Below are 12,985 nucleotides of genomic sequence, written 5' to 3' on the forward strand. Positions count from 1 at the left end.
GACGACCTACGTCCGGTGAATCACGAAGAACGCCGCAATCCCCGCGATGGCCAGCGCGAACCAGTAACTCGCCACCCGATAGACCAGCGCCACGCTCGCGGCGACGTCGGGCCGGAGCGTGGTCAACGCGACCAACAATCCCACGAGGGCAAACTCGACGCCGCCGACTCCTCCGGGCGTCGGGACGATGCCGGCGAGCGAACTCGCCGGGACGACGAACAGGACCAACATCGGGTTGAGCGGATGGCCGAGCGTCTGGCCCGCCAGATAGAGCGGCGCGGCGAAGAACAGCCACCCGACGTAGGCGAAGACCAGCGTGTAGGCGAGTCGCCGGCGGTTGTCCGCGATGCGGTCCACCAGTTCGTAGAACTCGTCGATGCGGTCCCGGATGTCCTCGGGGTTGATTCGGTCCACGTACTTCGACACCGGCGATAACACCTTTACGACGAGCGACTCCACGAAGTTCCGCTTGCGGTACGAACCGTAGATGAGAATCGGAATCAGGATGGCGAGCGCGCCGAGGCCACCGACCAGAATCTCGGCCTGTCTGGGGACCTCGCCCTGCACCAACAGCGCGATGGTGCCGAGACCGGCGAACGTGAAGAAGGGCAGGAGATTGAGCAGGTCCGCGGTCACGACGCTGGCGAGACTGTCCTGATAGTTGGCCTCGGTGTCGGCGGCCAGCACGTAGGCGATGAACGGCCCGCCGCCGGCCTTGCCGAACGGCGTGGCGTAGTCGGCGAACGTGGCGGCGAAGTAGGTGACGACGATTTTGGTAAACGGGACATCCACGTCTACGGTTGCGAGAATCACGTCCCACGACTTCGCCCAGATGACGAGCGAGACCACCGTCGAGAGGCAGGCCAATCCGAGCCAGAGCGGTCGGGCACCGCTCAGGGTAGCGAAAATTTCTCCCCAGCCGATGACTCGACCGAAGAAATAGAGGAGTAAGCCGGCGACCACGAATCCGGCGACGGCCTTGACCGCCGTGCGCCGGTCGAACACCTCGCCGGACGTTTCGGTGGACATCTATCCCTTAGTCACGGCCGAGGGACAGTTAGGTCTCTTGGCTCTCGGGGCGTATCGAGTACCGAAAAAATATTTACCCCGACTGAGAATTGGCGATTAGAGAGAGACGCGCCGAAAGCGGGCGTCGCTCGCCAAACCATGTCCGAAAAGGTCATCGCAGACTTCGTTGCACGCTTCAGCCTCGATACGTTCGATTCGCCCGAACCCGTCAAGGGGCGAATCGTCCTCAGCAGGAAGCGACTGGTGTTGGCGACCACCGACTCGAAGCGGACCATCCCGCTCTCGGCCATCTTCGACATCAACGTGGGCCACGTCCCCGGCGACTTGGAGTCGTTCTTCCAAGACACTATCACCATCGCCTACCGCGAGGACGACCGTCGCCGGGTCGCGGTCGTCGAGGCCGGGAGCGAGGAGGTCGCGCGGTTCAAGACCGTCCTGTTCAAGGCCGAACTCAACGGGACGAAGACCCAGATTAAACATCCCGCGCGGGTCGGCGGTCGGGTGACGGGCGCGAACTTCCGGTCGGCGAAACTCAAGATTCGGCCGGGGGAAGTCGAGTTCGCCTGCGCCGACCCCGTGACGGTGGACCTCGCCAACGTCACTCACTTCCAGAAGGCCAAGCGCGACATCGGCCCGGTGTTGGTCGTCCGCCACGCCGACGAGGGCCAGTCGGTGACCTCGGAGTTCGGCATCGAGTCCGACCGGAAACTCAACCTGTTGGGTCGATACCTCCGGTTGGAGTACTCCGAAGTCGCCCAAGAAGTCGAGGACCTCGACGTCTCCGAGGACGAGATGGAGGCGCTGGTCGCCATCTACTCCGGCGCGCGGAGCGGTGACCTCGCCGGAACCCTCGGCGTGGATTCGAGTCGGGTGACGATGATTCTCAACGACCTCCGGGAGAAGGGCCTCGTGGACGAGGGCGAGAAGGGTCTCTCGCTGACCGCGAGCGGGCAACTCGTCGTCAGCGACCGTATCGAATCGGTCAACACCTGAGTTCGCCCCGGTTTTCGCCCGAGTATCGCCGGTTTTCGTATTCTCGACTATTTTTACACGTACTGTATTAACGAAAGACTCCTATGGATTTTTATACGCCCGATTGGTAACAACCAACATAATATGGGGAACGCCATCCGCGTCCTGTTGGTGGACGACGACCCGGACATTGCGGACCTGACTGCTACGTATCTACAGCGGGCCAGCGACCGCATCGAGACGGTCATCGAGACTGCTCCCGCCGACGCGCTCGACCGGGTTGAGGACGAGACGGTCGATTGCGTGGTCAGCGACTACGAGATGCCCGAGATGGACGGGTTGGAGTTCCTCGACGAGGTTCGGGAGAGAGCGCCGTATCTCCCCTTCGTCCTGTTCACGGGCCGGGGGAGCGAAGAAATCGCCTCCGAGGCCATCTCGGCGGGCGTGACCGACTACCTCCAGAAGGGGACCGGCACCGACCACTACGAGGTGCTGGCCAACCGCGTCGAGAACGCCGTCGCTCAGTATCAAGCAGAGCGCGAGGCCGAGGAGGCCGACGAGCAGATTCGGCGCATCTTCGAGCGCATCACCGACGCGTTCTTCGCGCTCGACGACGACTGGCGGTTCACGCACGTCAACGAGCGGGCGGCCGACTTCTTCGAGCGCGAACCCGACGACCTGCTGGGCGAGGACATCCGCGAGAAGTTCAGCGTCGAGGACGGAAGCGAGTTCCTCGACGCCTACCACGAGGCCTTCGAGACCCAAGAACCCGTGACGCTGGAAGCCGAGTCAGACTACAGTCCCGGCACGTGGTTGGAGGTCCGCATCTACCCCTCCGAGGACGGTCTGTCGGTCTACTTCCGGGACATCACCGAGCGCCGGCAGGTCCAGCGCGAACTCCGGGACACCAAGGAGAAAATCGAGGCGCTCCACGACGTGGCGGCGCGGGCCGTCGCCTGCGAAACCGAGCAGGAGATTTACGACCTCGCCATCGAGACGGCCGAGGAGATTCTGGCGTTCGACCTCTGTACCGTGGACGCCTACGAGGACGGCGTGCTGGTCCCCCAGTCCGTCTCGAAGGGCGTCCCGACCGACGGCTACTACCAGAACACGCCGGTCGATACCTCGAACAACCTCGCGGCGCGGGCCTACCGCAACGGCGAGGCCTCGCTGATTCGGGACGTGCGCGAGACCGACGTGGTTCCGGCCGAGAATAACTACCGGTCGGCGCTGACCGTCCCCATCGGCGAGTTCGGCATCTTCCAAGCCGTCTCCGACCAACCCGGCGCGTTCGACGAGGACGACCGCGAGTTGACCGAACTCCTCTCGGCGCACATCTCGGAGGCGCTGGCGCGCGTCCAGACCGAGACCGAACTCCGGGCCGAGCGCGACCGGTTCGCCGCGCTGTTCGAGAACCTGCCCAACGCGGTCGTTCGCTACAACATCGAGGAGGGCGAGGCCATCCCCAAGTCGGTCAACCCGGCGTTCGAAGACGTGTTCGGGTGGGAGGCCGACGACATCCTCGGCGACTCGCTGGACGACTACATCCTGCCGGACGACTGCGAGGCCGAGGGCGAGTCGCTCAACGAGCAGGTCAGCGAGGGCCACCGCATCGAGGGCGAGGAGGTCCACCGCCGGACCCGCGATGGCGACCGGGATTTCCTGCTTCACACCGCGCCCGCCGGCAACGGCGAGGCCGAGGCGTTCGCCATCTACGTGGACATCAGCGAGCAGAAGGCCCGCGAGCGCAAGTTAGCCCGCCAGAACGAGCGACTGGAGGAGTTCGCCAGCGTGGTCAGCCACGACCTGCGCAACCCGTTGAACGTCGCGCTCGGCCGGTTCGACCTCGTGACCGAGGAGTGCGAGAGCGAGCATCTCGACCCAATCGACCGGTCGCTCGACCGGATGGACGCGCTGGTCGAGGACCTGCTGGCGCTCGCCCGACAGGGGCAGGTCGTGGACGAGACCGAACCGGTCGTGCTGTCGGACGCCGCACGGCAGGCGTGGGAGACGGTCGATACCAAGGAGGCCACGCTCGAACTCGCAGACGACGCGGTGGTCGAGGCCGACGACGCCCGGTTCCGGGAACTGCTGGAGAACCTGTTTCGCAACGCCGTGGAGCACGGCTCCACGAGCAGTCAGCCGTCGGCTGACGACGCCGTCGAACACGGGACCGAGAGCGACTGTCCGCCTGACAATACTGCGATGCGAATCGAGGTCGGCGAACTCGACGACCGCGAGGGGTTCTACGTGGCGGACAACGGGCCGGGCATCCCCGAGGAGGTCCGGGACCAAGTGTTCGACCACGGGTTCACGACCGAGGAGGACGGTACAGGGTTCGGCCTCGCCATCGTGGCAACCATCGCCGACGCTCACGGCTGGGAGGTCGATGCCAAGTGTACCGACTGCGGGTCGGCCGACGGCGCGCGCTTCGAGTTCACGCGGGTCACGGTCCGCGACGACGCAACACAACGTTGACGGTCCCTCGGCCGGAATGAGAAACCGACGAGTTCAGGCGGTCCATAACAAAGGCGGACCGACCCTAACTCGGGGACGTGGAAGGGTAGCTCAGTGGTAGAGCACCATCGGTCTACTCCGATGGCAGTCTTACAGGCTTCGCGTGGTTCGACTCCCGCCCCTTCCGTTTTTGCGACGAACAACACGGCGAGCAGTTCATCTGCTCGCCATCTCGTGAGTCGCAAAACGATATTGAAGGGAGTCGAGCAGGTCAGTCGCAGGCCCGGAAGCGCAACGAAGTGAGCATCCCGGACCGTCTGACCGAGTTCGACTCCCGCCCCTTCCGCTCGCACCGTTTTCCAGCGAGGCGTTTTATCGCCGAGCGATAGCGACGGTGCGAGCGGGAGATAGCGCGGAGTCGAGCAGACGAGTCGCACGCTCGCGCAACGACCGGAGGGAGTGAGCAAGAACGTCTCGGCGAGTTCGACTCCCGCCCCGAAACAAATATATCTATTTCTAAGAAAAATAAAATAAATTTCTTAGAACAGATTTAGATTGCTTAGAATTACAAGAGAGTTCGCCGAGGACACCACCAACCCGAACCAGCGCCACCCCTGAACTTGCGCCACTATCCGACGCGCGCCGGGGATTTAACCCGAGGAGCCTTACCAAGATATATAGTCTCTCGGGGGAACCACCGTAACGTAAAATGGCACGCGGCGACGACATCGGGGGTGCGGAGGTCCAGACCGCCGCCGAACTCGAGGACCAGACGGTGGTGTTCACCGGGCGACTCTCGGAGGTCACGCGGAGCGAAGTGACCGAACTGGTCGAGGCCCACGGCGCGCGGGTCACGCACAACATCTCGAACCAGAGCGACCTCCTCGTGGTGGGCGACAACCCCGGCGACGAGAAACTGACCTTCTTTGCGAACCACGACATCCCGTCGCTGACAGAAGTCGAGTTCTACGCGCTCTTTCCCGACCGATTCGGCCACGTCGATGGCGTGGCATCGGCCGCCGGGAACGGGTCCGCTGAGAACGGTGCCGGTGACGAGTCGGCGGGCGAATCCACCGACGAGGAGGCCGCCGCCGCCGACGCTGACGACGAGGCCCCGACCGAGACGGTCGGCATCGAAATCGACCCGGTGGTGCGCCAACTGGCGACCATCGAGGCCAAGCGCACCGACCGCGGCCTCGACTCGGTGGTGGCCGAATCGACGCAGGGCCTCCTGAAGGAGGTCATCGACGGCGCGGAGTTGGACGCGGACGCCGAGGCCGACCCCGACGAGGCCGAACCGCTCGAAGTCGCGCTCCCCGAAAACGTCCACGCGATGGTCGAGACGGCGGTGAGGACCACCGAGGGCGTCGAGTCGGTCGGGGAGTTCGTCGCCGAGGCCTGCCGGGTCGATTTCGGCTTCGACTTCGCCGAGAAACAGGAGTTGAGCCTCGGCCTGCCCCGCGGCGCTGTCACGGCGCTCAAGCAGTTGGCCGACGACGAGGAGCGGTGCGTCGAGGTCCTCGCACGGGACCTCCTCTGCGACGCGCTGGAGGACGCGCTGACCGCGGATTCTGCGTAACCATCCCGCGACAGCACCGCGCCCCGTGCCTCCCCGCCGCCCCGCGCAGTTCTGCGCGGGGGCGGCGCATCCTGTAGATTGGTGGATTCCGCGCGTCTCGTAGTGTGGTGAATTCTTTCGTCCCGTGGACAGCACAGTTCGACTGCGCAAAAGCGACTCCGAAATCCGCGGTCGGCGCGCGGTCAGCGAGGCCCGATAGGTTCCCGCGGGAGGGGTTCGTCGTCTTTGATGTCCGCCGCGATGGAGTCCATCGTCTCCACCGTCAGGGGCGTGGTCGCCCGGACCTCCTCGACGTGTTCGAGGATGGCTTCGAGTCGCGCGAAGTCGCGCTCGTCGGTCAGGTTGTTTGGATGGAGCCACATGTGAAACACCCCGTTCCGGGTGCTGGCGCGGTCGATGCCGCGCTTGGCCATCTGCACCACGGGGTCGTCGGTGACTCGCTCGGCCGCCGACCGGAGACGCCCCTCGAAACTGAACAGGTAGAGCGACGCGGGGATGTTGACCAGACCGTACTCGTCCTCCTCGGGCGTGACCAGCGGGGGCGACACCGCGCCGGTCGGCCACCCCAGAAGCTTTGCGGCAGACCCGAGCGGCCCTCTGTCGTACCACCGCCGCGGTCGGTTGCCCCGGTAGCTCTTGACGCCGTAGGCCGCCAGCACGTCCCGGTGCCCCACGAAGTTGCGAGGGAACACGACCGAATCGACCGAGAGGCCGCGCTCCTCGGCGAGTTCGACGCACGCTCGCATCTCCGCCGACGCGATTTCCCGCGTGGTGTTGCCCATCTCGACGTGCGAGAAGGTGTGGCTTGCGACCTCGTGGTCGGCGTCGGCGTCCTCGATGGCGTCGATGAGCTTCGACCCGTACCAGATTTCGTCTCGGCCCTCCCACGTGCCGGGGTCCCGGTCGAACCAACCGTCCGGAGACGGATGGCTCTCCGGCGTCGGGTGGCCGTCGTGGACGCCGTCGCAGGAGTCGAGCAGGAGGTGGCCGACGACCGCCCACGTCGCCGGAAGGTCGTAGTCGTCGAACAAATCGAGGAGCCGAATCCACGACTCGCGGGCCGTCTCGACCCTGTGTTCGGGCAGTTTCTCGTGGTCGTGGAACCCCCACGCGAGTTCGGCGTCGAGGGAGAGTACGACAGAACCCATCGTGTCACTACTATGCGCGGGTCGGCGAGTAAATCGGGCCGACCGTTCAGGAGTGTTCTGCACGGTAATCGCGGGTTTCTATTCCACGGTCACGCTCTTGGCGAGGTTTCTGGGCTTGTCGATGGCGCGCCCGAGCAGGTCGGCGGCGTGGTACGACAGCAGTTGGAGTTGGACGTTTGCCAGCACGCCCGCCACGTCGGGATGGGTGTCGGGAATCGTCAGCACCTTGTCGGCGTACTGGTGGACCTGCTCCTGCCCGTCGCTGGCGACGGCGACGACTGGCGCGCCGCGGGCCTCGGCCTCCTTGACGTTGCCGAGGGTCTTCTCGTCGTTACGCCCGGTGAACACCGCGAAGATGGGCGTTTCGGACGTGACCAGCGCCAGCGGTCCGTGTTTCAACTCTCCCGCGGCGAACCCTTCGGCGTGTTCGTAGGAGATTTCCTTGAACTTCAAGGCCCCTTCGAGCGCCACCGGCCGGACTGCTCCTCGGCCGATGAAGAAGTACGCCTCGCTGTCCCGATAGGATTCGGCGACTCGCCGGGCACTGGTGTAGTCAAGAATCTGCTGGACGTGTCCCGGCAGGTTCGAGAGGGCTTCGAGACGCTCGTGGGCCTCGTCGGTCCGGGTCCCGGTCACGTCCCGGACGAGGCGCTCGCCCAGCAGAGCCAGCGAGACCACCTGTGACGAGAACGTCTTGGTCGCGGCGACGCCGATTTCGGGACCGGCCCGGATGAACAGCGCGCCGTCGCACTCCCGTGCCGCGGTCGAACCCACCACGTTCGTCACCGCGAGGGTGGTCGCGCCGGAGGCGTTGGCCCGCCGGAGCGCAGACAGGGTGTCGGCAGTCTCGCCGCTCTGGGTCACGCCGACCACCAGCGTCTCGTCGTCGACCGGTGGCTGACCGGTCGCGTACTCGCTGGCGAGGAAGGTCTGGGCGGGCACCCCGCCGTCCGAGAGGAACTGCGCGCCGACCAACCCGGCGTGATAGGAGGTCCCGCAGGCGACGAACTGGACGCGGTTCACGTCCGCGAACGTCCCTTCCGGGAAGTCTTCGAGGTGAATTTCGCCGGTCGCGGGGTCGGCCCGGCCCCGGAGGGTCTGGCGGAGCGCCGCGGGTTGCTCGTGAATCTCCTTGAGCATGTAGTGGTCGTAGCCGCCCTTGCCGGCGTCCTCGGGGTCCCACTCGACGGTCTGGACCGACCGCTCGACGGCCTCGCCCTCGGCGGACGTGATACGGTGGTCCTCGGGGTTGACGACCACCACGTCGCCGTCGTCCAGATACACCACGTCGTCGGTGAAATCGAGGAAGGCGGGCACGTCGCTGGCGAGGAAGTACTCGCCGTCGTCCACGCCCAGCACAAGGGGCGACCCTCTCCGAGTGGCGTAGACAGCGTGGTCGTGCTTGGTTATCATCGCCACCGCGTAACTGCCCGAAAGCTGGTCGATGGTCTGTCGGAACGCGGTTTCGGGGTCGATTCCCTCGGCCAGTTTCTCCTCGACGAGGTGCGGGATGACCTCGGTGTCGGTGTCGCTCTCGAAGGTGTGGCCTCGGGCGCGGAGGTCGGCTTTCAGTTCGTCGTAGTTTTCGATGATTCCGTTGTGGACGACCGCCACGTCGCCCGTGCAGTCGGTGTGAGGGTGGGCGTTCTCGTCGCTCGGCGGGCCGTGGGTACTCCACCGGGTGTGGCCGATGCCGAGGCCACCGTCTGGCACCTCGTCGGCCAGCGCGTCTTTGAGGTGCGAGATTTCGCCCTCGCGCTTGAACACTTCGGGGCCGCCGCCGTTCTTTATCGCCAGTCCGGCCGAGTCGTAGCCGCGGTATTCGAGGTTTTCGAGGCCGGTGAGCAGTTCGTCTACCGCGCTGTCGTCGTCGCCGCCGATTCGAGCGATGATTCCGCACATCAGCGGGACACCTCCGTTGTCTTGAACGCCGGCGTCGGGTTGGTAGCTATCATGGTTAGGAGCTTCGTAGTTCTACAGTCGTCCGGACGGCGTCGTGCGATTCGTCGCTTAATCTTCGCCTATCGTCACGGCGTTTCCATCCATCACGCATTGTACCGTCCTGACCGCCCTGCGGTACGGGGAGCGGGTGATGTTCGACAGATTGCGTCCGGTCCCCTTTGTTATACGCTCGCTGACTGGCGGGTAGGAGAAAATACGTCCCGCGTAGGGCCGACTTATCACCGAGTCCGGGTCAATTTTCGGCCGGCGTACTGCCGCTCGCGGAACTCTACGGGGCGCGTGATTCGAAGGAAAGCACTCCGCGTCGAAACGGTACTTCGCGCTTACCCACTCACAAGCAGGTGGTAACAAAGTCTCCGCCCGGAGTCGTTCCCCCAATGCCAAGCGAAACTCCTCGCGCGGTCATCCTCTCTGCAGGTGAAGGCACTCGGATTCGGCCGCTGTCGGCGTCGCTCCCCAAACCGATGCTTCCGGCCGCCGACCGACCGCTGTCTGCCCACGCCGCCGACGCCGCGGTGAGTGCGGGCGCGGACGAACTCGTCTTTGTGGTCGGCTACGAGGCCGAGGAGGTCCGGGACTACTTCGGCGAGGAGTACGCCGGCATCCCGGTCCAGTACGCGGTCCAAGAGGAACAGGCCGGGACCGCCGACGCGGTTCGGTCTGCGAGCGAGTATCTCGACGGCCCCTTCGCGGTCCTCAACGGCGACAACCTCTACGACCCCGCGGGAATCGAAGCCCTGTTCGAGGACGGCCCGGCGGTCGGTGCCCACCGAGTCGAGGACCCCACGAACTACGGGGTCCTCTCCACTGAGGGAGACACCGTGACCGACATCGTGGAGAAACCTGCCGACCCGCCGACGGACCTCGCCAACACCGGGGCGTACCTGTTCCCCGAGGAGGCCCGCGATTGGCTCGACGTGCCCGAAAGCGAGCGCGGCGAACACGAGATTACCGACGTGGTGGCCCGCGTCATCGACGAGTACGAGGTCTCTGCGGTCGAAATCGACCGGTGGCTCGACGTGGGGCGACCGTGGGAACTGTTGGAGGCCAACGAGTGGAAACTCGGCGAGTTGGAGCGCGACGTGCGCGGGTCGGTCCACGAGACGGCCGACCTGCGCGGTCGGGTCGTGGTCGAGGAGGGCGCGGCGGTGGACGCGGGCGTCGTCATCGAGGGTCCCGCGCTGATTCGGTCGGGGGCCAGCGTCGGGCCGAACGCCTACGTCCGCGGGGCGACCCTCGTGGACGAGGACGCCAAAATCGGCCACGCGGTCGAGGTCAAAAACAGCGTCCTCATGCCGGGCGCGACCGCAGGCCATCTGAGCTACGTCGGCGACAGTCTCCTCGGGCGCAACGTGAACCTCGGCGCGGGCACGACTGTCGCCAACCTGCGCCACGACGACGAACCGGTGACCCTCGACGTGAAGGGCGAGCGCGTCTCGACCGGTCGCCGGAAGTTCGGCGTCGTCGTCGGCGACGAGGCCAAGACCGGCATCAACGTCGCGCTCAACGTCGGGACCAAACTCTCGCCGGGCGCTGGCGTGCCACCGGGCGAGACGGTGACGCGGGACCGCTGACCCGTTTCAGACATCTATAACGTCCTTAGAGAAAGAAAAATATTTCTTAAGAGAATATTCTGTTGTCTAGGTCGTGGTCTTTTCGGCCACGAGCCAGTTGCGTCGAGTCGGGACGGAGTGGCGTCGGGACCGGTCGAATCGGGGTCGGCCGGGAGTCAGTTGTTGATTTCCTCGGGCTTGACCCAGACCACGAAGCCGTCGTCTTGGCGGACGATGCCCCGGACCGACCCGCTCTCGACGCTCTGGTCCACGTTCTCGGCGTCGATGCTGACGACCTGATTCACCGCGTCGATGAGCCATCCGACGTTGCCCTCGTCGTCGTCCTCGCTTTCGAGGACGACCACGCGCTCGCCGGTTTCGGTCTGTTCGAGGTCCAACACCTTCTTGGGGTTGATGATGGTGGTCGTGGTTCCCCGGAGGTCCATCACGCCCTCGACGCGCGGGTCGGAGTTCGGGAGCGGCGTCAGTTCCTTCTTGTCCACGATTTCGTCCACGTGCGCGATGTCGATGCAGTAGTTCCGGTCCTCTAGCCGGAATTCGAGGACCTGCACGTCACTGACGGTTTCTGACATACTCGGTGGATTCCGCGGGGACCACTTTACTGTTCCGACGCCGACCAGTCGCTCGGCCTGACGGGTCGGCTACGGTACCTTTTTAACCCGCGTTTTCAAACGCGATAATTGATGGAGGCCGTGGAACTCCTCCGGGTACTCGGCAACAAGTACAACGCCGAGATACTCCGAGCCACGAACGAGCCCAAGTCGGCCCAAGAGCTTAGCGACGAGCTCGAAATCCCGATAGCGACCAGCTATCGGCGAATCGAGGAACTCACCGAGGCCGACCTCCTCGAACTCTCCGGCCGGGAGTTCTCCGACGAAGGGCGCAGAACGAAGGTCTACCGCCGGAACGTCGATTCGCTCGAAATCGCGTTCGGCGAGGAGGACATCGACGTGTCGGTAGACGAGCGTCCGGACGTGGACAACTCGCTGGCCGACGTGTGGCGTGACCTCAAGGCCGAATAAGCCGAGCGGACCCCGGAGACGGCGACTGTCGCCGGTTCGGACACGTCTTGCGGACGGGCGGCCTCTCAGCACAGAGAAACCATGCAAACGATAGAACTGCTGTACGTCGTGTTCAGTCTGACTCTCGCAACCGCCGGTCTCTCGATGGTCGGACTCGCGGTTCGGGCGTACAACCGCACGTCTCGACGGGCGATGTTCCACCTCTCGATTGGGTTCACGCTCATCGTGGCCGCCGCGCTTGCGACCACGGTCAGCGCCTTCCTGACTCGCTTCGAGCAGACCCGGATGTTGCTCTCGGTCAACTACCTCATTACGACGGTGGGCTATCTATTCGTCATCTATAGCATCACAGCCGAGGAGTGAACGGAATCGACTTTCTAGATACCTGATTGTTCGGACGGTTCGTCGCGGACGTATCCGATTTCACTCCTGTCAACTAACCCAATATCATAGCTGATAATCGCGGCCGTAGATTTATTACGCAGGTTCGTTTCGTTCCGGATAGAGTCCGTATCCAATGCAGTATTGGTATTCGGACAGGACGTGAGACAATGAAAGAGAAAATCAAAGAACGACTAACTGACAGAGGTCAAGTGGGTATCGGTACGCTCATCGTGTTCATCGCGATGGTGCTGGTCGCCGCGATTGCCGCCGGCGTCCTCATCAACACGGCCGGTTTCCTCCAGACCAAGTCCGAGCAGACTGGTCAGGAGTCCAGCGCGCAGGTCTCGAACCGCGTGCAGGTCGTGAGTGCATTCGGTGAAGTCAGCAACAACGAGCGAGTCAATCAGGTCAACCTGACGGTGATGCGTGGGTCCGGTTCCGACGACATCAACCTGTCTGCGGCCACCATCGAGTGGATTGGTCCAGACACCGCCAAGACGCTGACCGAGGCCAACTACGACGCGGCCACGGCAGAACCCGGTGACGCCGCCGCAGGTGAGGAGCCGCACTTCAACGTGTCCGACATCAAGGACGGTGACGACTCCGTGCCCGTCCTCAACACGCAGGACGACCGGTTCACCATCGCCATGAACACCACCGCAATCAGTTCCGGAACCCTCGGCGAAGGTGAGGAAGTGAAGCTCAAGCTCACCACCCAGTACGGTGCCGTGACCCTCTACCGCGCCAACATCCCGCAGTCGCTCTCCCAAGAGAGCGCGGTGACGGTCTAAGCTGTATCGACTTCCAACCGACCTTCCTCTCGATTCCGAACCGGTAACACCACGTTTTTTCTCGCCG

Annotated in this window: 11 protein-coding genes and 1 tRNA gene; 8 read left to right on the forward strand and 4 right to left on the reverse strand. The window is 64.4% G+C overall.

Annotation, left to right across the window (positions count from 1 at the left end; all coding sequences use genetic code 11):
* Positions 1-6 precede the first annotated feature (6 nt).
* Positions 7-1,029 carry a lysylphosphatidylglycerol synthase transmembrane domain-containing protein gene (locus P2T57_RS05335; protein WP_276301451.1) on the reverse strand — a complete coding sequence of 341 codons (1,023 nt, stop codon included), beginning with the start codon at positions 1,027-1,029 and terminating at the stop codon, positions 7-9.
* 138 nt (positions 1,030-1,167) lie between these two features.
* Here P2T57_RS05335 and P2T57_RS05340 point away from each other — a divergent pair, with 138 nt between their 5' ends.
* The 4 genes from P2T57_RS05340 to P2T57_RS05355 all read left to right on the forward strand — a co-directional run bounded on the left by P2T57_RS05340 (position 1,168) and on the right by P2T57_RS05355 (position 6,037).
* Positions 1,168-2,022: a CheF family chemotaxis protein gene (locus P2T57_RS05340; RefSeq protein ID WP_276301452.1), complete on the forward strand. Its 855-nt coding sequence runs from the start codon at positions 1,168-1,170 to the stop codon at positions 2,020-2,022.
* Positions 2,023-2,145: 123 nt separating this feature from the next.
* Complete coding sequence (locus tag P2T57_RS05345) at positions 2,146-4,479, forward strand: PAS domain-containing protein (RefSeq protein WP_276301453.1); 2,334 nt, start codon at positions 2,146-2,148, stop codon at positions 4,477-4,479.
* Positions 4,480-4,558: 79 nt separating this feature from the next.
* A tRNA-OTHER gene (locus tag P2T57_RS05350) sits at positions 4,559-4,645 on the forward strand.
* A 522-nt stretch (positions 4,646-5,167) separates the two neighbouring features.
* Positions 5,168-6,037 (forward strand): BRCT domain-containing protein, encoded by an 870-nt coding sequence (locus P2T57_RS05355; RefSeq protein ID WP_276301454.1) that lies wholly within the window; start codon positions 5,168-5,170, stop codon positions 6,035-6,037.
* Between the two features lie 182 nt (positions 6,038-6,219).
* On the opposite strand, the gene P2T57_RS05360 is transcribed toward P2T57_RS05355, so the two are convergent.
* Together P2T57_RS05360 and glmS are read right to left on the reverse strand one after the other, a co-directional pair.
* Positions 6,220-7,185 (reverse strand): polysaccharide deacetylase family protein, encoded by a 966-nt coding sequence (locus P2T57_RS05360; RefSeq protein ID WP_276301455.1) that lies wholly within the window; start codon positions 7,183-7,185, stop codon positions 6,220-6,222.
* Positions 7,186-7,263: 78 nt separating this feature from the next.
* Complete coding sequence (gene glmS / locus P2T57_RS05365; RefSeq protein ID WP_276301456.1) at positions 7,264-9,087, reverse strand: glutamine--fructose-6-phosphate transaminase (isomerizing); 1,824 nt, start codon at positions 9,085-9,087, stop codon at positions 7,264-7,266.
* 437 nt (positions 9,088-9,524) lie between these two features.
* On the opposite strand from glmS, the gene glmU reads away from it, so the two are divergent.
* Complete coding sequence (gene glmU / locus P2T57_RS05370; RefSeq protein WP_276301457.1) at positions 9,525-10,721, forward strand: bifunctional sugar-1-phosphate nucleotidylyltransferase/acetyltransferase; 1,197 nt, start codon at positions 9,525-9,527, stop codon at positions 10,719-10,721.
* Between the two features lie 155 nt (positions 10,722-10,876).
* Here glmU and P2T57_RS05375 read toward each other — a convergent pair whose 3' ends face one another.
* A complete protein-coding gene (locus P2T57_RS05375) occupies positions 10,877-11,293 on the reverse strand; it encodes a chemotaxis protein CheW (RefSeq protein ID WP_276301458.1) in 417 nt (138 codons plus the stop codon).
* A 111-nt stretch (positions 11,294-11,404) separates the two neighbouring features.
* On the opposite strand from P2T57_RS05375, the gene P2T57_RS05380 reads away from it, so the two are divergent.
* From P2T57_RS05380 to P2T57_RS05390, 3 genes are all read left to right on the forward strand, one after another.
* Positions 11,405-11,743 (forward strand): ArsR/SmtB family transcription factor, encoded by a 339-nt coding sequence (locus P2T57_RS05380; protein ID WP_276301459.1) that lies wholly within the window; start codon positions 11,405-11,407, stop codon positions 11,741-11,743.
* An 81-nt stretch (positions 11,744-11,824) separates the two neighbouring features.
* Positions 11,825-12,106: a DUF7521 family protein gene (locus tag P2T57_RS05385; protein WP_276301460.1), complete on the forward strand. Its 282-nt coding sequence runs from the start codon at positions 11,825-11,827 to the stop codon at positions 12,104-12,106.
* Between the two features lie 200 nt (positions 12,107-12,306).
* Positions 12,307-12,918 carry an archaellin/type IV pilin N-terminal domain-containing protein gene (locus P2T57_RS05390; RefSeq protein WP_276302084.1) on the forward strand — a complete coding sequence of 204 codons (612 nt, stop codon included), beginning with the start codon at positions 12,307-12,309 and terminating at the stop codon, positions 12,916-12,918.
* Positions 12,919-12,985: the final 67 nt, after the last annotated feature.

This window comes from Halorussus lipolyticus, assembly GCF_029338375.1.
Classification (GTDB): domain Archaea; phylum Halobacteriota; class Halobacteria; order Halobacteriales; family Haladaptataceae; genus Halorussus; species Halorussus lipolyticus.

What these genes read in the sequence shown, in the direction of transcription:
- P2T57_RS05380 (WP_276301459.1), top strand. Translation starts at nt 11,405, where the DNA reads ATGGAGGCCGTGGAACTCCTCCGGGTACTCGGCAACAAGTACAACGCC.
- P2T57_RS05375 (WP_276301458.1), bottom strand. Translation starts at nt 11,293, where the DNA reads ATGTCAGAAACCGTCAGTGACGTGCAGGTCCTCGAATTCCGGCTAGAG.
- P2T57_RS05355 (WP_276301454.1), top strand. Translation starts at nt 5,168, where the DNA reads ATGGCACGCGGCGACGACATCGGGGGTGCGGAGGTCCAGACCGCCGCC.
- P2T57_RS05360 (WP_276301455.1), bottom strand. Translation starts at nt 7,185, where the DNA reads ATGGGTTCTGTCGTACTCTCCCTCGACGCCGAACTCGCGTGGGGGTTC.
- glmS (WP_276301456.1), bottom strand. Translation starts at nt 9,087, where the DNA reads ATGTGCGGAATCATCGCTCGAATCGGCGGCGACGACGACAGCGCGGTA.
- P2T57_RS05385 (WP_276301460.1), top strand. Translation starts at nt 11,825, where the DNA reads ATGCAAACGATAGAACTGCTGTACGTCGTGTTCAGTCTGACTCTCGCA.
- P2T57_RS05335 (WP_276301451.1), bottom strand. Translation starts at nt 1,029, where the DNA reads ATGTCCACCGAAACGTCCGGCGAGGTGTTCGACCGGCGCACGGCGGTC.
- glmU (WP_276301457.1), top strand. Translation starts at nt 9,525, where the DNA reads ATGCCAAGCGAAACTCCTCGCGCGGTCATCCTCTCTGCAGGTGAAGGC.
- P2T57_RS05345 (WP_276301453.1), top strand. Translation starts at nt 2,146, where the DNA reads ATGGGGAACGCCATCCGCGTCCTGTTGGTGGACGACGACCCGGACATT.
- P2T57_RS05340 (WP_276301452.1), top strand. Translation starts at nt 1,168, where the DNA reads ATGTCCGAAAAGGTCATCGCAGACTTCGTTGCACGCTTCAGCCTCGAT.